At 48.4% G+C, this 18479-nt stretch carries 17 protein-coding genes and 1 riboswitch; of the genes, 4 read left to right on the forward strand and 13 right to left on the reverse strand.

The window, feature by feature from the left end; all coding sequences use genetic code 11:
* Positions 1 to 72 precede the first annotated feature (72 nt).
* Both ACXAGL_RS05230 and ACXAGL_RS05235 read left to right on the forward strand, forming a co-directional pair.
* Positions 73 to 972 (forward strand): GNAT family N-acetyltransferase, encoded by a 900-nt coding sequence (locus ACXAGL_RS05230; protein WP_474990214.1) that lies wholly within the window; start codon positions 73 to 75, stop codon positions 970 to 972.
* 17 nt (positions 973 to 989) lie between these two features.
* Positions 990 to 1853: a fructosamine kinase family protein gene (locus ACXAGL_RS05235; protein WP_474969802.1), complete on the forward strand. Its 864-nt coding sequence runs from the start codon at positions 990 to 992 to the stop codon at positions 1851 to 1853.
* A gap of 3 nt (positions 1854 to 1856) precedes the next feature.
* Here ACXAGL_RS05235 and ACXAGL_RS05240 read toward each other — a convergent pair whose 3' ends face one another.
* A complete protein-coding gene (locus ACXAGL_RS05240) occupies positions 1857 to 2825 on the reverse strand; it encodes a YbgA family protein (protein ID WP_474990216.1) in 969 nt (322 codons plus the stop codon).
* A 193-nt stretch (positions 2826 to 3018) separates the two neighbouring features.
* On the opposite strand from ACXAGL_RS05240, the gene ACXAGL_RS05245 reads away from it, so the two are divergent.
* Positions 3019 to 4368, forward strand: coding sequence for a YjiH family protein (locus tag ACXAGL_RS05245; protein WP_474969804.1), 1350 nt, complete (start codon positions 3019 to 3021; stop codon positions 4366 to 4368).
* 31 nt (positions 4369 to 4399) lie between these two features.
* Here ACXAGL_RS05245 and ACXAGL_RS05250 read toward each other — a convergent pair whose 3' ends face one another.
* The 8 genes from ACXAGL_RS05250 to ribD all read right to left on the reverse strand — a co-directional run bounded on the left by ACXAGL_RS05250 (position 4400) and on the right by ribD (position 13657).
* Positions 4400 to 5062: a type 1 glutamine amidotransferase domain-containing protein gene (locus ACXAGL_RS05250; RefSeq protein WP_474990218.1), complete on the reverse strand. Its 663-nt coding sequence runs from the start codon at positions 5060 to 5062 to the stop codon at positions 4400 to 4402.
* A gap of 78 nt (positions 5063 to 5140) precedes the next feature.
* Positions 5141 to 6157 carry an acyltransferase family protein gene (locus tag ACXAGL_RS05255; protein WP_474969806.1) on the reverse strand — a complete coding sequence of 339 codons (1017 nt, stop codon included), beginning with the start codon at positions 6155 to 6157 and terminating at the stop codon, positions 5141 to 5143.
* Positions 6158 to 6753: 596 nt separating this feature from the next.
* The gene (locus ACXAGL_RS05260; protein WP_474969807.1) at positions 6754 to 8013 is read right to left on the reverse strand and encodes an aminopeptidase; all 1260 of its coding nucleotides are present in this window, start codon (positions 8011 to 8013) and stop codon (positions 6754 to 6756) included.
* A 14-nt stretch (positions 8014 to 8027) separates the two neighbouring features.
* Positions 8028 to 9452 (reverse strand): cryptochrome/photolyase family protein, encoded by a 1425-nt coding sequence (locus ACXAGL_RS05265; RefSeq protein WP_474990220.1) that lies wholly within the window; start codon positions 9450 to 9452, stop codon positions 8028 to 8030.
* A 769-nt stretch (positions 9453 to 10221) separates the two neighbouring features.
* On the reverse strand, positions 10222 to 10689 hold the full coding sequence (gene ribH, locus ACXAGL_RS05270) for a 6,7-dimethyl-8-ribityllumazine synthase (protein WP_027953321.1): 468 nt from the start codon (positions 10687 to 10689) through the stop codon (positions 10222 to 10224).
* Positions 10690 to 10703: 14 nt separating this feature from the next.
* The gene (locus ACXAGL_RS05275) at positions 10704 to 11897 is read right to left on the reverse strand and encodes a bifunctional 3,4-dihydroxy-2-butanone-4-phosphate synthase/GTP cyclohydrolase II (RefSeq protein WP_474990222.1); all 1194 of its coding nucleotides are present in this window, start codon (positions 11895 to 11897) and stop codon (positions 10704 to 10706) included.
* A gap of 15 nt (positions 11898 to 11912) precedes the next feature.
* Positions 11913 to 12563 (reverse strand): riboflavin synthase, encoded by a 651-nt coding sequence (gene ribE, locus ACXAGL_RS05280; protein ID WP_474969810.1) that lies wholly within the window; start codon positions 12561 to 12563, stop codon positions 11913 to 11915.
* Positions 12563 to 13657: a bifunctional diaminohydroxyphosphoribosylaminopyrimidine deaminase/5-amino-6-(5-phosphoribosylamino)uracil reductase RibD gene (gene ribD, locus ACXAGL_RS05285; RefSeq protein WP_474970447.1), complete on the reverse strand. Its 1095-nt coding sequence runs from the start codon at positions 13655 to 13657 to the stop codon at positions 12563 to 12565. The genes ribE and ribD overlap by 1 nt, the downstream gene beginning before the upstream one ends.
* Before the next feature lie 131 nt (positions 13658 to 13788).
* Positions 13789 to 13938, reverse strand: a riboswitch (FMN riboswitch).
* A gap of 444 nt (positions 13939 to 14382) precedes the next feature.
* Between ribD and ACXAGL_RS05290 the strand changes: the two genes are divergently transcribed.
* Positions 14383 to 16044 (forward strand): glycoside hydrolase family 13 protein, encoded by a 1662-nt coding sequence (locus ACXAGL_RS05290; RefSeq protein ID WP_474969811.1) that lies wholly within the window; start codon positions 14383 to 14385, stop codon positions 16042 to 16044.
* 128 nt (positions 16045 to 16172) lie between these two features.
* Here ACXAGL_RS05290 and ACXAGL_RS05295 read toward each other — a convergent pair whose 3' ends face one another.
* From ACXAGL_RS05295 to ACXAGL_RS05310, 4 genes are all read right to left on the reverse strand, one after another.
* Complete coding sequence (locus tag ACXAGL_RS05295) at positions 16173 to 16622, reverse strand: OsmC family protein (protein ID WP_474969812.1); 450 nt, start codon at positions 16620 to 16622, stop codon at positions 16173 to 16175.
* A gap of 18 nt (positions 16623 to 16640) precedes the next feature.
* A complete protein-coding gene (locus ACXAGL_RS05300) occupies positions 16641 to 17096 on the reverse strand; it encodes a GNAT family N-acetyltransferase (RefSeq protein WP_474969813.1) in 456 nt (151 codons plus the stop codon).
* Positions 17096 to 17293: an SE1561 family protein gene (locus ACXAGL_RS05305; protein WP_027953328.1), complete on the reverse strand. Its 198-nt coding sequence runs from the start codon at positions 17291 to 17293 to the stop codon at positions 17096 to 17098. Before ACXAGL_RS05305 ends, ACXAGL_RS05300 begins: the two co-directional genes overlap by 1 nt.
* Positions 17294 to 17476: 183 nt before the next feature.
* On the reverse strand, positions 17477 to 18247 hold the full coding sequence (locus ACXAGL_RS05310) for a TerC family protein (RefSeq protein WP_474969814.1): 771 nt from the start codon (positions 18245 to 18247) through the stop codon (positions 17477 to 17479).
* Positions 18248 to 18479 lie beyond the last annotated feature (232 nt).

Raw genomic sequence — 18479 nt, forward strand, 5'->3', positions numbered from 1 at the left:
CGCAGAAAGGCAGCGCTTGCACTTTTCTCTACTATTGTGTGAAAATTCATGTATAACGAAAGGATGAGTGCCATGATTCAGATTCGCGAGCTGGAAGTCAGGGAATTACATACGGCAGCCGAGTGGCTGTATCAGATGAATGGCCAGGACCGCCATTATGTGGCCTGGATGGCTTCTGAGAAAAATGAAATCTTCGAGCAGATCTGGACGTTAACCCAGTTCACAGAGCCTTTAGCTTATGTCGCTTGGGAAGGTTCCGAAATCGTAGGATTTTTAGGCATGGTCCCTTTTTTCGAGCAGAAATTCTGCCGCCTCCTCGGGCCTTTTGCGGTAAAAGAGGAATCCGACGTCATTGAACGCTTATGGGACAAAGCTTCTCTGACTGCCCAGCTTCATTTTGATGCGGTTAAAGTAGCCTGCTACGGGGCGAACGAAGAGTTGAAAGCTTTCGCTGAAACCCATGCGTTCGAACTGTATAACGTTGAAAAAACACTGGTCCTCTTCCAAGCCCATTTCAAGGCTGCGGAGTCCACAAAGACCCCGTCAATCTTCCAACTGCAGGAACAAGATAAAGAAAGATTGGACAAACTGCATCCAGATGCGGCGTATTATACGACAGAAGAAATGTTTTACCTTTCACGACAGCAGGGGAACGATCTATGGGGATATGAGAAGGAGGGAGAGCTCGCCGGGTACCTCTACTTTGAAACGATCGCGGAAGGGGAAGAGGGTGAAATCTGCTTTGTGAATGTTCATCCTTCCTATCAAAACACCGGCATCGGCACAGAGTTGATGGAACATGCCCTGCAATATGCGTTTTACGCCCTCGAACTGCAGGCGGTCACCCTATCTGTCCGCTCCTTGAATCCTCAGGCTGAACAGTTATACAAAGCCATCGGTTTTCAGGAGCTGAACGAAATACATGCGTACCAGAAGATTTTCACACCGACCCCACCTGCTCCGCTTCATTAATGGAAAGGAGACCTTTGATGGATATCATCGAAAAAACATTGAGCACCATTGGAGATGAAAGCCGGATACAGAAGCAGACCGCCGTCAGTGGTGGTGACATCAACCAGGCATTTTACGTACAGACCGAAAGACAGGCGTACTTTATAAAGACGAACGCCGGTGTCCCCTCCCACTTTTTCCAGGCGGAAGCCGAGGGACTGCAGACGATTCAACAGACAAAGACCATCCGTGTCCCGAACGTCTATCATTACGACATGCCTGAAAACAGGGAGCCTGCCGCGCTTGTGATGGAATGGATTGAACCCGGGAGCCGGAACGATCATGCAGCCCTCGGCCGTCAGCTTGCTCATATGCACAAGCACACAAGGGATTCGTATGGATACGGGGCTCCGACGTTTGTCGGACAGCTCGATCAGCCAAATACGTGGGCCCCTTCCTGGGTGGACTATTACCGTACGTGCCGCCTGGGCGCACAGCTTGATATTGGGATCTCCAAAAAACGGATAACGAACAAACGAAGAAAGCGGATGGAAGCATTGATGAACAGACTGGACCAATACCTCCCCGCTCATCCCGAAGCCTCTCTGCTCCACGGTGATCTATGGGGCGGCAATTACATGATGGATGAGCACGGACAGCCGGTTTTGATTGACCCTTCCATTCTTTATGGGGATCACGCTTTTGAACTGGCCTTTACAGAAGTCTTCGGCGGCTTCCCAGCTGATTTTTACAATCATTATCAAGAGGTCCTCCCTCTGCCTGAACATTACGAGGAAATCAAACCTCTGTATCAGCTCTTTTACCTGCTTGCCCATCTCAACATGTTCGGGGAAAGCTATGGTCCGGCTGTGGACCGCATTCTTAAGCATTATGCAGAATGATCATCAGGAATAGGCCCGGCCCTTCCCTGAGTCGGATATTTCCACCAGATCGACCGGGTAGGGCTGGAAATAACTCTGCTGCTTCAAATACCCGCTTTGAAAACGGGCGGTCCAGGAACTCAATACACTGAGAACAGCACTTAAGGGGATTTTTTCTTCTTTATATTGATGAAGAAGATCAGCAAAACTTTGTTTTTCTCCGCTCGTCAGCTGCTTCTTAAAATACCCGGCAATGTGCTGACAGACGTTGACGTGGGCGCTTGTTTTCGCAGGCTCCCGCATCAGCTCATGAAGCAGATTTTCGTACGTTTCAAGCACCTCACCGATTCCACGATGGTCATGGTTGGCTGTCGTCTGCCCCATTTTCTTCAACAGGCCCGGGTGGTAGGCCATAAACAGATATTTATGCCGGGCATGAAACTGCTGCAGCTCCTTCATCTTTCTTTCCTTCTTCATCTCCCGGAAGGAGGCCAGGGTGAATAGTTTCGTCAAAAAATGATGGCGCAGGGTGAAGTTTTTCAACCGCCCTTCCTCCTCCACAGCCATCCCGCTGTGACGCTTGAGTACCTCTGCGGCAAACACCCCGGATGTCTTTCCGATCACCTGGGAATTCTCCGCACTCTGATACACCTTCACATCATGCATCCCACAGGTCGGAGAACGGTTCTTCAAAAGAAATCCATCAACATCATCAAGATGATCAAGAAAAGTATTGGAAAAACCAGTCATTTTATCAGTAAGATCTTCCCCCGTTTTCGGTTGAACGAGACGTTTTTCCTCATCATCCACGAGACGGATGACATCTCTTGGTACACCCAGTCCGATTTCCACTTCCGGGCAGACAGGAATAAATTCTACATGCGCTTTCATTCGTTCGACTGCTTTATCTGGTATGACCGCTCCGTTATACCGCACCTCTGCAAATTCAAGGCACCGGCTTACGACGACTCTAGGCTTCGCATATGACTGCATTCCCTTTCCCCCATTTCCAGTTTCCAATGTATACAAAAGGTTCCCCGTTGTCCTTTTGTGATAAACCCCGGGGTCTGTGATTCTCTACAAATTTCCTATTGGTTTTTGGCAGTAATCGTAATAGAATAAATAATGTTGTATATTTATTCTGAGATGTTTATAAATAAAACAGATTAGTCAGGAGAGATTTTGGATGAAAGCGAAAGATTTTAAACCTTCTTCGCATCTGCGTTTTATCATACCGTCCCTCATCGGTATTTTCTTATTTATGTTCCCTATCAGTGGTGATGACGGAGCCGTCACCATTCCAATCGCCGTTTTGGCAGGAGAGGTCGAGGAACGACTGGCCGGCTCCCTGTCTCTCATCATGACCATCATTATTACGATAACAGCGCTTGCCACTGTTGCCGCTAAACTGCTGAGATCGGATGGTTCCAAATCTCCGTTTTTCCATTCATTATTTAATGTACCCGCGGTATGGGTCGTTACCCGTGTTCTCGGTATGATTTTCGCCATCATGGTCTACTTCCAGATTGGACCGGAGGCGGTCATTTCCGAAAATACAGGCGGACTGCTGCTGGATTCCCTGCTGCATGTCCTGTTCGCCGTCTTTTTATTTGCAGGGCTGTTCCTTCCCCTGCTGTTGAACTACGGCCTGTTGGAATTGTTCGGAGTCATCCTTACGAAAATCATGCGTCCGCTCTTCAAACTGCCGGGACGCTCGTCTATTGACTCCCTTGCTTCCTGGCTCGGGGACGGAACGATCGGAGTCCTTTTGACGAGTAAGCAGTATGAAGAAGGGTACTACACGAAAAGAGAAGCAGCCGTAATCGGAACCACCTTCTCCATCGTCTCCATTACCTTCAGTCTTGTCGTCATACAGGAAGTCGGGCTCGGCCATATGTTCGTGCCGTTTTATCTAACTGTAGCGCTCGCCGGATTTGTTGCAGCATTGATCATGCCGCGGATTCCGCCGCTGTCCAGAAAGCCTGATACCTATGTAACCGATGAAGCAGGAGAACAGAATGAAGATATTCCCGAAGGCCACAATGTGTTTACCTACGGATATGCCCAAGCGGTTGAGCGCGGCAGCAAATCGATAGGTCCCGGAGCCTTTATGAAGCAGGGCGCCCAGAATATCCTTGATATGTGGATGGGGGTTGCTCCGATTGTCATGGCCCTCGGGACGATTGCTCTAATCATTGCGGAATTCACCCCTTTCTTCACGTGGATCGGTATGCCGTTCATTCCACTTCTTGAACTCATGCAGGTGCCCTATGCTGCGGAAGCCTCTGAAACCATTCTTGTAGGGTTTGCGGACATGTTCCTGCCTGCAATCATCGGAGCTTCTATCGAGAGTGAAATGACACGGTTCATTATTGCCGCTCTTTCTGTAACCCAGTTGATTTACATGTCGGAAGTCGGTGGTCTTCTGCTCGGTTCCAAGGTTCCGGTTAACCTGAAGGACCTGTTCATCATCTTCCTTGAGCGTACGATCATAACCCTTCCAGTCATTACACTGATGGCACATCTATTGTTCTGAATGCATAAAGAAAGACCGCCGGGCCTTTGGCTCAGCGGTCTTTTAATTGTTCCAGCACTTTTTGCGCGGTTTCCAGACTGGACGAAGGATTCTGACCGGTCACAAAGGGAAAATCAACGACGACGTGACTTTCATCCGGCTTTCCTTTGCTGAATTCCGCCCCTTCTTCGATTAAACGATCTTCCAGTGAAAACGGGACACGTCCCTCAAGACCAACCTTCGTTTCCTCTTCATTCGAAAAGCCTGTCAGCTTTTTCCCACTTACAAGAGACTGCTTATTGTGATCCGTGACACCAATGAATCCGGCGGGGCCGTGACAGACGGAAGCCATGACTTTTCCTTCGGTAAGAAAGTGACGGAGAAGCTCTTCCAACTGTTCATTTTCAGGAAAATCGACCATGGTTCCGTGCCCGCCGCATAAAAAGACAGCGTCATACGACGTCGGATCCACTTCTGCGAGTGCCACCGTCCGGCTGATCGGCTCCATCACCCCATCCCATACATCAGGAAGCTGGTTGCTGTAACTGTTTTCATCAATCGGCGGGCGCCCTCCCCGCGGGCTTGCGGCGGTCACCTCATAACCGGCTTCCCCGAACTCCACGGACGGTTCGACAAACTCAGACAGCCAGAGCCCCGTTTCATGTCCATCCATGTAATCAGCATTCGTGACAATCATCAAGATTTTTTTAGACATACAAAAACCTCCTTGCGAATCTCTTACGTATTATTCACAAGGAGGCTCTATTCCATCCACCAGGAAAGGCGGATTTATTTATGATTGAAGCGTGGAATCTTTGTCAAAGGTCCGCTGCCACCAACGTTTGATGAGCTGGATACGCCCCTCAATGAACGGCTGTGTCAGCGTGCGGATCAAGCTGCTCGATAACAAGTAGACAATAGCAGCAGAGATGATCGCAAGCCCGATGACATCAAACAGGTTATCCACTTTGAACAAGTCGGCCTGCCGGAAGAACTGGATGAAAAAGCCGTGCAGCAGATAAACGTACAAGGTCTTTCCGCCAAGGTACGTGATTTTATATTCTGTATTCGGAATCCATGAAAGGACACTGACAACCATGATCCCCGCGAGAGCGTATACCGCCAGTCGGAACAGTCCTCCCATTTCCGGACTGCCGAGAACCTCATAGGATTTCGAACCGAGCAGCCAGCCGGAGTTGATTTCAGGGAGGACAGCAATCACACCTGCGGCTGCAGCCATAATGACCATACTGATTTCCCGGACACGGCGTGTTCTCCACTTATGCACATGCTCCTTCGTCAGCCAGTACCCGGCAAGGAAAAACGGGAAGAAAACGAATGTGCGGGATAGACTGAAATGGTGGCCGATATCTGTGAAATATCCGACGAGCACACCGATCTGAACAGCGATGGCGACACCGAGCATCGGCGGAATTTTCTTAAACCAGTACAACAGAATGTGCCAGCAGAACAAACTGAACAAGAACCATAACGACCAGTGCGGATAAAAAATCCCGTCAAACCCTTCACCTTTCCCGATGAAGAAGTAATACCCGGTATAGACGAGCTGAAAAATCAAGTATGGCAGAATCAACTTTTTAGCCAGCTGGATCAAGTAATCCTTCTCCCCCGATCCTTTGGCAAAGAACCCGGCAAGGAAAATGAACGCCGGCATGTGAAAGGTATAAATCCACGTATAAAGGGTGTACATCGGTTTGGAACCATCGGTAAACGGCTGGATCATATGACCGAAAACGACGAGAAAGATAAGGACTACTTTGGCATTATCAAAAAAAGCATCACGCTTCATGGGATCACCCTTCTTCGATTCAAGATAATCTATTCTACTTCATATGTACCACAATCTATCCTTATTGTAGACAGGTTTTTGAAGATTTAAATCGTCTGTAATGATAATGTAATTCAGAAGATACAATGTCATCTTTCCACGAACAAAGACACCATGGATCAGGGTGTCTTTCAGCTTGTAGAGAAACCTCTTTTTCTTTCTTACCGCCAGGAGCGAAAGGGGCACCGCTCCTTGGGAGTTCTATAACATCGAAAAAGCCTCTCCTTCACCCAGCTCATCCCTGCTGGATGGAGGAGAGGCTTTTTCATATTCCGGCAGGCAGCCCATGCCGTTCTTTTGAATATGCGAACCTGCTTAGTGCACAACCTCTCTCCTTTATATTCTAACGTTGGCACAAGGAGCTTATCGGTGTTGATGCCTGCGGAAACAGTACGGGCCGAAGATCCACTTGGGCAGTCGACCTTCCTGACCAAATCAGCGGAGGCCGTGCCCGCGGCATTTATCCACCGATAAGCGGAAAGTGACCCTTCCCACGACAAATGTAAACTCTAACTGGTTTACACAGGCTTTTTCTAAAGCCAAAAAGACACCCTGGATCAGGGTGTCTCTTCGCTTTCCTCAAAATCCACGGCCCACATACCTTTACGGAAAATAGGTTCATACAGACCTTCCTTCGTTTCTCCGTCGATGTTCAATTCATCCGACCCCATCATGAAGTCTTCATGGACGAGACTATCATTGACGCCGTGTGATTCCATCTGCTCCTTATTAAAGGAGGATCCGCCTTTTATGTTGGTGGGATATGCTTTTCCTAAAGCTAAGTGACAGGAAGCATTTTCATCATATAACGTGTTGAAAAAGATGTGACCGGATTGGGAAACCGGGGAAGCGTGCGGTACGAGGGCGACTTCTCCAAGTCTGGCTGAGCCGTCATCCGATTCAACCAGATGCTTTAGTGTATCCTCCCCGGATTCCGCGGCGTAATCCACCACTTTTCCATCCTTGAATGTTAAGGTGAAGTTCTCAATCAAGTTCCCCGCGTAACTCAACGGCTTTGTGCTGGAGACCTTCCCATTCACACCGTACTTATGAGGCATAGTAAAGACTTCTTCGGTCGGAATGTTGGGGTTGAACGTGCTTCCTTTTTCTGATTCCGCCGCTCCTCCATGCCAGATGTGATTCGAAACGAGCTCAATGGTCAGCTTTGTCCCTGGCCCGGAATAATGGAGTTTTTTATACTGCTTTTGGTTCAAATATTCCCTCGCCTGCCGAAGAGCTTCATTATGCTCCTCCCACGCCTGAACCGGATCGTCCTTGTCCACCCGTGTGATTCTGAAGATCTCCTTCCACAGCTGTTCCTGTGCCTCTTCCGGAGAAGCATCCGGAAACACTTTCTGCGCCCATGCTTTCTGCGGATAGGCAACAATGGACCAGGTCGTCTTATCATTCATTAAATAGTCCCGGTATCCGGAAAGAGCCTCTCCACTCGCTTTCGTGGCCGCAGCCACCCGTTCCTGATCTACATTCTTCATTAAATCCGGGTCCGGACCGTAAATGGTTAACAGCCCATACCCGTCCGCCACCATTTCTTCAAGACCTTCCGCTTTCCATTTAGGGAAATCCTTAAGGACGTCCATCGGTGCATGCTTCATTTTCATATAACTGAGCATTTCGTCGTTCCATTCGACATGAACGTTTTTCGCCCCCATCCCGTAGGCCTTTGCGGTTACGATCCGGACGAAATCGGCAGCTTCAATGGGGGCGTTGATGATCAGCCCCTGCCTGTGCTGCAGGTTCACTCCGTTTTTCAAAGCCAGATCTGCATACTTCTCTAAATCATTTCGCTTTATTGTCATGGTTACCCCTCTTTTTATGTTTTGTCTTTAAAAACTTCAATCGCCCGCTTTCGCATCTTTTTATGGTCCACCACAGGCTCAGGATAGTCTTCACCGATCATGCATCCAGCCTTTTCCTGTTCGTTCTCCGGCATCTTCGAAGGATCATGGATATACTTCTTCTCCACATTTTCAAGCTCCGGCACCCATTCCTTAATGAACCGGCCGTGAGGATCGAAGCGCTCGGACTGCCTGACTGGATTAAATACGCGGAAATAAGGAACAGGATCTGTACCGGTGGAAGCCGCCCACTGCCAGCCACCGATATTCGAGGCAGGGTCATAGTCCACCAGCCTCTCAGCAAAGTACCGTTCTCCTTCGCGCCAATCCATCAGCAGATCCTTCGTCAAAAAAGAGGCCACAGCCATACGGAGCCGGTTATGCATCCAGCCGGTTTCATTCAGCTGTCTCATCGCTGCATCAATCAACGGAAAACCAGTCTGCCCCTGCTTCCATTTTTCCAGAAGATCCTCATCATTATTCCACGGAATACCTCTGTATTTTTCAACAAGCTCTTTATCGTCTGATTCCGGATAATAGTAATAGATCATGTTGTAAAAATCGCGCCACGCAAGCTCGGAAATATAGGTTTCCACTCCGGATGTATCCTTTTTGAAGTTTACTTCGTCCTGAATTCTATGATACAGCGTCCGGACGGAAACCGCACCGGTACGCAGATACCTGGACATCAGACTTGTCCCATCAACGGCCGGGAAATCCCGCTCCTCATCATAATCATAGATGGCTCCATCAAGAAACAGGCTGAACCTTTCACCGGCAGCTTCTTCCCCTGTCCCGGGAAAATCAGCTTCTATTTTTTCCATCAGCGACTGGTACGCTTTTTCTCCTTCTTTAAAGGAAGAACGTTTATCCACGGCCGCATTTTTCAGTTTATCGTGGTTCACCCGTTGAATACCGGGTTTCTGCTGCTGCTTCCACTTCTTTAAGTATGGGGAGAATACTTTATAATGGCCGCCATCCTGCTTTTTGATTTCCTCCGCCCCGTGCAGGTGGTGATCCATGTAATGGTAGACTTCCACATCAATCGAGTCCAGATACTCCACCATATGATCATCCCGCTTCTTACCAAATCTTGTTTCATCCCGGTTGAAGTAGACCATGTCCACATCCAGTTCCTTTACAAATGTCTGAAAGGACTCTTCGGTTTCTCCTTCAATAACATGGACAGGCGCACCCATATCCCCGGCACGTGAAACGAAGTCCTGAAGGGTTTGAAAATAGTAATCATGCCTCATTGTGAATGACTTGTTCAAATCCGGGTGAATATGAAAAAACAAAACGAGGCTGTCCTCATCTTTTGTATGTTCAACAGCTTTTGCAAGTGCTGTATGATCATTCAACCGTAAATCTCTTCTAAACCAGACGGCTCTTGTTGTCATCACCGTTCCCCCTTTCCCTTTATCCTTCCTTTTTCCTACTTCACTTAAACCCTGTCCAACCGGGGGGACAGGCTCCACGAAAAACCAGAGCCCCTTCCCTTTCCGCGGACGAGCGCCCGAGCTCGGCGGTCTCGGACCACTCGTTCTTCCGCAGGAGTGGAAGGGGCACTGCTCCTTGGGGGTTCTTTAACATCGACAAAGACTCTCCTTCACCCCGCTCACTCTTGCTGGATGGAGGAAAATCTTCCGGCAGGCAGCCGTCATCAGCACCTGTTCTTTCCCTTCCTCTTTTCCACGCAAGCGGCAATAGCGCAGCCCATGCCTTTCTTATGAATCTGCGTACCTGCGTAATGCACAATCTCTCTCCTTCATATTCTAACGTCGGCACAAGGAGCGTTCGGTGTTGATGCCTGCGGGAACAGCACGGGCCGAAGATCCACTTGGGCAGGCGGCCTTTCTGACCAAGTCAACTGAAGGCGTGCCCGCATCATTCATCCACCGATAAGCGGAAAGTGACCCTTCCCACGACAAATGGAAAACTCTAACTGGTTAACACAGGCTTTTTCTACAGCCAAAAGAGGGGTTCTGCTTAGCAGAACCCCTCTTTTTTGTACTATTTTGGCGAAGTTACGAGAAGTGTTCGGTGGTGGGGCCTACGGGACCGAACCCAGGTCAGCTGAAACCGGGCCCACGGCAGGCATCCACCGATAAGCGGAACATGACCGCACATACCACCTCTGTAAAACCGTACTTTTCCAAATAGGTTCTTTTATTTGAACGCGTTCATCAGTGTCGCCATTTCAATGGCTGCTGTGGCTGCCTCCCAGCCTTTGTTACCGGCCTTCGTACCTGCACGCTCGATGGCCTGTTCAATGGTGTCTGTGGTAATGACGCCAAAGATCACTGGAATACCAGTCTTCTGGGAAGCCTGAGAAACCCCTTTAGCTGCTTCGCCGCAAACATAGTCGAAATGCGGCGTGGAGCCGCGGATGACAGCTCCCAGGGTGATAACCGCATCGTACTTCCCGGTTTCCGCCATCTTCTGAGCGGCCAGTGGAATTTCAAAAGCTCCAGGCACATAAGCAGCCTCTACATCGTTCAGATCGACGCCGTGACGCTTCAGCGCATCTACGGCTCCTTCATACAGCTTACTCGTAATAAAGTCGTTGAACCTTCCTGTTACAATACCGATTTTCAGTCCTGTTCCTACAAGATTACCTTCAAATGTTTTAACCATAAGTCTCTTCCTTTCTAGTAGTGGAATAAGTGCCCCATTTTAGACTGTTTCGTTTTCAAGTAGCTTTCATTTTCTTTGCGGGAAGGCATCTGAATAGCCACCCTCTCTACAACCTCAAGACCAAAACCACCAAGTCCGGAAATTTTCTTCGGGTTATTCGTCAGCAGACGAAGTTTTGTAATGCCCAGGTCCTTCAGGATTTGAGCACCGACACCGTAATCTCTTAAATCAGGCCCGAAGCCGAGTTTCTCATTCGCTTCCACCGTGTCATAGCCTTCTTCCTGAAGCTTATAGGCTTTCAATTTATTCATTAACCCGATCCCGCGGCCTTCCTGTCTCATGTACAGCAGAACACCGCTGCCATTTTCGGAAATCTGCCGTAAAGCGTTGTCCAGCTGAGGACCGCAGTCACAGCGGTAGGAGCCGAAGACATCCCCTGTCAGACATTCGGAGTGTACCCGCACAAGGGTCGGCTCCTCCGGATTGATGTCTCCTTTTACAAGAGCGATGTGATCTTTAAAATCGATATCATTCTTGAAGCCTACCGCTCGGAATTCGCCGTATTCTGTAGGCATCTGCACCTCGATTTCCCGGGTCACATGGTTTTCCTGCTCATGGCGGTATGAAATCAAATCCGCAATGGTGATCATCGGAATGTCAAACGCCTCGGCCATTTCTTTCAGGTCAGGCACACGGGCCATCGTTCCATCATCTTTAATGATTTCACAGATGACACCTGCCGGCCGGGCTCCCGCAAGACGTGCCAGGTCGACAGCCGCTTCCGTATGACCCGCTCTGCGCAGGACACCGCCTTCCTTGGCAATCAACGGGAAAATATGACCGGGCCGCTGGAAATCGGAAGCTTTACTTTCCGGGTTCAGCATTTCCCTGATGGTCAGGGCCCGTTCGTCCGCTGAAATTCCAGTTGTTGTCTCTTTATGATCCACACTGACCGTAAACGCTGTCTGATTAGGGTCTGAATTGTCATTGACCATAGGCATCAGCTCGAGCGCTCCAGCTGTTTCATTCGTAATCGGGGCACAAACCAGCCCACGCCCATGCTTGATCATAAAATTGATCATCTCCGTGGAAGCATGCTCCGCGATTCCAATAAAGTCCCCTTCATTTTCCCTGTCCTCGTCATCACAAACGATGACAAGCTTTCCCTGCTTCAATACATCAATCGCTTTTTCAACCGAATCAAACATATGCTTTCCCCCTCTTCATGCAAACCCGTTATCAGCCAGCATCTTTTTGGAGATGGCTGTTTGCGGGTGCTCTTGATTCTGCCCACTCAGGAAGTGAGCGACATATTTTCCAATCATGTCACATTCGATATTAACTTTGTCTCCCGGACCTTTCCTGCCGAGAACGGTATGTTCCATCGTGTGCGGAATCAAAGAAATGGTGACACGATCCTCTTCTACTCCGAATACAGTCAGGGATGTACCATCAACAGCTATCGAGCCTTTATAGACAAAATAAGGAACCAAGTCGGACGGAAGCTGTATGTCGTAATAGACGGCGTTGGACTCCGGCCTTTTTGATACAATGCTGCCCGTACCGTCAATATGACCCGATACAAGGTGACCGCCGAACCGCCCATCTGCCGCCATCGCGCGTTCAAGATTGACATCGCTGCCCTGCTTTAATTCATGGATGTTGGTGGCGCGGTATGTTTCCGGCATCACATCAAAGGATGCGGTATCCTTCGTATAATCTGTCACGGTCAGACAGACACCGTTAATGGAAATACTGTCCCCAAGCTTGATATCTTCCAGAATTTTGGATGCAGCAATCTTTATCTCCAAAGCTTCCGTTTTACTTTTAACGGACTGCAGTGTTCCTATTTCTTCTACAATTCCTGTAAACATTAGGATTCCCCTTTTCTTATCGAAACAATTTTAATATCTTCTCCAAGCTGTTCGGTCGATACAAACTCAAAAGATGTCACCTGTTTCAACTGTTGGATGCCGCGGCCGGCAACCGGGGTCAGTGCTTCTTTTCCACCGATCAATTTGGGAGCAATATACGTAATCGTCTCATTCACCTTTCCTGATCTGACAAAAGCGTCGGCAATGGTGGCCCCTCCTTCAACAAGGAGAGAGGTGACCTTGTGCTTTCCTAAATAGCGCAGGACTTCTCCAGGATCGATGGTGCGGCCAAGCGGAATGACGTGGACATGGGCATGCTCTTCAAGAATCAGACGCTTTTCATCCGGTATATCCGCTGACGTGAAAATCCACGTTGGAGATTCATTATTTTGTATCAGATTCGAAGCAGTCGGAATACGAAGATGCGTATCGAGGACAAGACGGATCGGATGCTTTCCGCCACCCGGAATTCTTGTCGTCAATGTCGGATTATCCATCATGACCGTATTGATCCCGACTAGAATCGCGTCCGATTGATGACGATAGCGGTGTCCGTCCTGCCGCGCCTCTTCTCCTGTGATCCATTGACTCTCTCCACTGGCGGTGGCAATCTTCCCGTCAAGGCTCATCGCTGTCTTTAAACGGACATAAGGTTCACCTGTTTGAATGTAATGAAAGAAGGCACGATTCAGTTCATCTGCCTCGTCTTTCAAAACACCCGTCCGGACCTCCACGCCCTGCCGCTTCATCATTTCAATGCCCCGGCCGGAAACTTTAGGGTTCGGATCCGATGAAGCCGTAACGGCCCGGCGGATGCCTGCCTTCACGACAGCTTCGGCACACGGAGGTGTCCGTCCATGATGGCTGCACGGTTCAAGAGTGACATAGATGTCCGCGCCTTCCGCTTTTTCTCCTGCCATCCGTAGTGCGTGCACTTCCGCATGAGGTTCACCAGCCTTCACATGCACGCCTATACCGACGACTTGATTATCTTTGACCACAATGGCGGCTACTGAAGGGTTGGGACTCGTCTGGCCGACCGTTTCCCTGGCCATCTGTACAGCCATTGCCATGTACTGCTCATCACGCTCCATCTTCATCACCTGCTCTTTTTCCATAAAAATAACCCTGAAGAAGACATACTTCTCCAGGGTCTTAAACGTCATTTTTTTGCGTACAGCAAACAAAGGGTACACGTGTTGCATGAACGGTACCGATACGTTTCCACAACCTTCTCCCATCCAGACTTTAACTGTCGGCTTTGGAATTTCACCAAATCAGGGAGAACCGTGCTTAACACTGATTCTCCGTCGCGGGCTGAGAGCATAAGCTCATTACCGCCGGCTGGGACTTTCACCCGACCCCGAAGGTTTCCATATTCAGTTGAATTACTTTAAATATATATGAAATCCCCATCTGCCGCAATCCTTAAGGTTTAAACAGCACCCATTAAGGCTATGTACTCATAAAACTGACCGCCCTTATGATGGGCACACGGATAACTGTCCACCGGATTCACGCCGCTTTGTTGTGAAATCAACAGGATTCATGACAGCCTTTCAACATCCTCAACAGAAGATGCACCACCTGATTTTAACAATCCAATGATGTGTAAGCCTGCTCTTTTCACGAACCTCCTATTGTAAAGCAGAAGAAAATCAGCTAGTATAGATTTATCAGGAAAACGTTTGCATAATAAGATATATTTTTAGATTTTCATGGTTATGGTTATTGAATAAACAAGCTGTTTATTCAATCATTCTCACTGAGAAAACGTTTGCATATCACGAATGATTTTATTAGGAAAGAGGGGCTGTATATGGAACGGGTATGGTGGAAAGAAGCGGTAGGATATCAAGTTTACCCTAGAAGTTTTCAGGATTCAAATGGAGATGGGATCGGCGATCTGCAGGGAATGATCAGCCGTCTGGACTATTTGAAGGATATGGGCATTGATTTCATTTGGATCTGCCCAATGTACAAATCCCCGAAGGATGATAACGGTTATGACATTTCCGATTATCAGGACATCCTGGATGAATTCGGAACGATGGAGGATTTCGACGAGCTGCTTAAGGAAGTGCATAAACGTGACATGAAGTTGATCATCGACCTCGTCCTCAACCATACAAGTGATGAACATCCATGGTTTTTGGAATCCCGGAAATCCAAGGACAATCCCAAGAGGGACTGGTATATCTGGCGCGATGGCAGAGGCGGCCGCGAACCGAACAACTGGGAGAGTATCTTTGAAGGATCGGCATGGGAATATGACGAGGAAACAAGGCAGTATTACCTTCATGTGTTCTCCAGAAAGCAGCCGGACTTGAACTGGGAGAACGAAGACGTCCGCGAAGCTCTATACAGCATGGTCAACTGGTGGCTGGATAAAGGAATCGACGGTTTCCGCATAGATGCCATCAGCCATATCAAAAAGCGGCCGGGCTTTCCAGATATGCCGAACCCTGAAAAAGAAACGTATGTGTCCTCTTTTGATATGCATATGAACCAAAAAGGGATCCACACCCACCTTCAGGAATTCAAAGACCGCACATACGATAATTATGACGTGATGACGGTCGGAGAAGCGAACGGGGTAAGTGCCGATGAAGCGGATCAATGGGTCGGCGACAACGGAAAAATGGATATGATCTTCCAATTCGAGCACCTGGACCTTTGGGATCAGGATGCTGAACAGCAGCTTGACATTAAGGGTTTGAAAAAAGTACTGACCCGATGGCAGAAAGCTCTTGAAGGGGATGGATGGAACGCTTTGTTTGTAGAAAACCATGACAAGGCCCGTGTCGTTTCGACGTGGGGGGATGATCAAGTCTACTGGCGCGAAAGTGCGACGGCGATTGCAACGATGTATTTCTTTATGCAGGGGACGCCTTACATTTATCAAGGTCAGGAAATCGGCATGACGAATATGGCCTTCCCTTCCATTGAAGATTATGATGATGTGGCTGCGAAAAATTTATATCAGAACAAAAAAGCAAAAGGCATGGCTCATAAGGACATTATGAACATTCTCTGGAACACATCCAGGGACAACAGCCGTACGCCGATGCAGTGGAGCCGTGAAGCACAAGCTGGTTTTACAACCGGAAACCCGTGGATGAAAATCAACCCGAACTATACGTCCATCAATGTGGCTGATCAAGAACAGGACCCCCATTCCATCTTGAACTACTACAAAGAAATGATTGCCATGAAAAAGGAGCAGGATGTGTTTACGTATGGCATCTATAATCTTCTTCTTCCGGAAGATGAGCAGATTTATGCTTATACGAGGACGCTGGACAGTAAAAAAGCCATCGTCATCGTCAATCTGACCGATCAAGCAGCTGACTTTCAGTCGGAGGAGCCACTCAGCTCCAGTCAGCTGATGTTGTCCAATTCGATTGTAAACCATCATAAGAACGTATCCAGCTTCTCGTTGAAGCCTTATGAAGCGCGCGTTTACCTTATGGAGACGTAAACGAAGAAAGCTTGTAAAACCATGGTTGGTTTATAGTGGTTCTCTCTTCCTGCCAAGGCGGAGTCCTTTAAAAACTAAAAGCGGCCTGTATGCCATGCCATACAGGCCGCTTTTTTCTTCCCTTTCTGTCAGGAAGCAATAGTTACATCTGAGTCCAGCTCCAACGCTACATTTCCTGCAATTGCTCGTGAGATCATGCAGGACTTTTCCGCCTTTTCAACAAGACGCTGGAGTTTTTCCAACTCCTTCTCTTCTGCCTCACTTTTCAACACGACACGGGGACGGTGAATGATTTTCTTATAGGTGAAGACTCCGTCGGTCACATCGACCTGACCTTCCGAGGTCATATCCATTTCCTGAAGCGGCAGATCCGCTCTTTCGATCATAGCGGCCAGCGTAATGATGTAACAGGTCGCCGCCGCCCCCAGAAGCATTTCATCCGGGTTTGTTCCTACATCCGGTCCATCCATTTCTTTAGGGATGGAGATTTCTGTTTTCAATTTATCTGATTCGATCCGGCCGACTTCGTTGCGGCCGCCCGGCCAGTCTGCCTTTAAATGAAAATGATGTAATGCCAAAGCAGAACAACCTCCTTTTTATTTTTTCATAGCAATGAATGGATACGTACCTCCATTGGTCTTCTGCATAAACCGGTGGGTTTCTTTAAATCCAGCTCTTCGGTATACTTCGACCGCCCGCTGATTGAACTCAGCAACACTCAATGTAAAAAAACGGGCCCCATAGTGGCGCTCTGCAAAACTCAAACCAGCTTCCATAAAGGAATCTCCCTTCCCCTTTCCCGTTAGATCCGGGCGGAGTCCAAGACCTACATCCACCGTTTCTTCAACAGTCGGATGAAAGGTGAAGAAACCGATCAGCGCGCCTTCCCTATAGGCGCTGTACGTATGCGGACTTCTCCGATGAGGATCGATAAACTCACGATAATCTTCTTCATCGGCGGTCATATCGTAAAAATCATACGGCGGAGGATAATGCCACGCCGCCATTTCCTCGGCTTCCTGCTGGGTCATCCGGGAAAAAGTGATGGACATTATGACTCCCGCGCATCCCAGTCTTTCTTGAAGCGGTCCATTTTTATATGCAGCTGCTCCACCATTTGATGGACACGCTGAAAATCTTCCCGATCGAGTTCTTCTGGATCCATGCTCTCAACAACCTGATGCAGCATATCAATCCGGTTTTTCACATAACGGAATTGATCGGACGTATTTTCTACAGCTTTTCCCACCGTACATTCCCCCTTTTCTCTATTGTATCGTTTCTTTTATTTTCAATAAACCAAACGGCACTTTCACGCGCCATGAACGGGTGCGGAATGTGCCGTGCTTCAGCTGAGTGATACAAGAAAACCCGTACTACGTGCGATCATAGTACGGGTTTTCTCCTCAATGCCGGGCTCTGCCCTTTAAAATCAGGCTTGCTTTTCTTCCTTTTTACCGGAAAGGAACCAGCCCAGCACTGCAATTAAAACAAGGACAGAATAGAATATAATTTTCCACACTGTCGAATGAGCAAAGTGTTCATCAAGAATTTGAATATTCGGGTGGGCTAGCGTGGATACGACAAGCTTGATACCGACCCATCCCACAATGACAAAGGCGGCGATTTCAAGACCCGGACGGGATTGAAGCAGATTGACGAACACATTGGCCGCAAAACGCATGATGATAATTCCGATCATCCCCCCTGCCAGGATGACACCGAACTGTCCTCCATCCAGACTTCCGACGTTGGGAAGATCCGTTTCTGGAAGAGCAACAGCAAGAGCTACAGCAGCTAAGATGGAGTCGACAGCAAAGGCGAGGTCGGCAAGTTCGACTTTCAACACAGTCATCCAGAAGCCTTTCCCCCGCTCGGAGCCGGTATCTTCCTCTTCCTCCTCTTCCTCTCCGCCGGACCTCCATTTATCAATGAGGTGCTTGATCGAGATGAATAAGAGGTAGGCGGCACCAAGGGCCTGCACCTGCCAGACATCGACAAGGAAAGATATAATGAATAAAGAACCAAATCGTAAAATGAACGCACCAAGCAGTCCATAAAACAGGGCTTTCTTACGCTTTTCTTCCGGCAGGTGCTTTACCATAATGGCCAGAACAAGAGCGTTGTCTGCGGCTAGAATACCTTCCAGACCGACAAGTACAATCAAAACCCAGCCATACTCAATCAACAATTGAACATCCACAGTTTCACTCTCCTCATTTATACAAGCTGCCATTAAAAAATGGCCCCGACCAAAGTGGTCCGGGCCATTACATAGACCTTTACCACTGTGGGTAAAGGTCTCGCTAACAACGTACGTTGCCAATAAAGCCGGGGATGACTCCCGAAATGACGACTTTATTGTATCAGCTACTCCCCTTTAGGAATGCTATATCTTTCTTAATCATAGCATGAAGCCTTTTTTTGTCAATCAT

Source organism: Halobacillus sp. ABA4_118, assembly GCF_056160205.1.

Coding starts and splice junctions, on each gene's coding strand:
- ribD (WP_474970447.1), bottom strand. CDS start 13,657: ATGGAGCGTGATGAGCAGTACATGGCAATGGCTGTACAGATGGCCAGG.
- ribE (WP_474969810.1), bottom strand. CDS start 12,563: ATGTTTACAGGAATTGTAGAAGAAATAGGAACACTGCAGTCCGTTAAA.
- ACXAGL_RS05260 (WP_474969807.1), bottom strand. CDS start 8,013: ATGACAATAAAGCGAAATGATTTAGAGAAGTATGCAGATCTGGCTTTG.
- ACXAGL_RS05255 (WP_474969806.1), bottom strand. CDS start 6,157: ATGAAGCGTGATGCTTTTTTTGATAATGCCAAAGTAGTCCTTATCTTT.
- ACXAGL_RS05230 (WP_474990214.1), top strand. CDS start 73: ATGATTCAGATTCGCGAGCTGGAAGTCAGGGAATTACATACGGCAGCC.
- ACXAGL_RS05275 (WP_474990222.1), bottom strand. CDS start 11,897: ATGTTTGATTCGGTTGAAAAAGCGATTGATGTATTGAAGCAGGGAAAG.
- ACXAGL_RS05300 (WP_474969813.1), bottom strand. CDS start 17,096: ATGTCCATCACTTTTTCCCGGATGACCCAGCAGGAAGCCGAGGAAATG.
- ACXAGL_RS05235 (WP_474969802.1), top strand. CDS start 990: ATGGATATCATCGAAAAAACATTGAGCACCATTGGAGATGAAAGCCGG.
- ACXAGL_RS05265 (WP_474990220.1), bottom strand. CDS start 9,452: ATGACAACAAGAGCCGTCTGGTTTAGAAGAGATTTACGGTTGAATGAT.
- ACXAGL_RS05245 (WP_474969804.1), top strand. CDS start 3,019: ATGAAAGCGAAAGATTTTAAACCTTCTTCGCATCTGCGTTTTATCATA.
- ACXAGL_RS05240 (WP_474990216.1), bottom strand. CDS start 2,825: ATGCAGTCATATGCGAAGCCTAGAGTCGTCGTAAGCCGGTGCCTTGAA.
- ACXAGL_RS05250 (WP_474990218.1), bottom strand. CDS start 5,062: ATGTCTAAAAAAATCTTGATGATTGTCACGAATGCTGATTACATGGAT.
- ribH (WP_027953321.1), bottom strand. CDS start 10,689: ATGGTTAAAACATTTGAAGGTAATCTTGTAGGAACAGGACTGAAAATC.
- ACXAGL_RS05290 (WP_474969811.1), top strand. CDS start 14,383: ATGGAACGGGTATGGTGGAAAGAAGCGGTAGGATATCAAGTTTACCCT.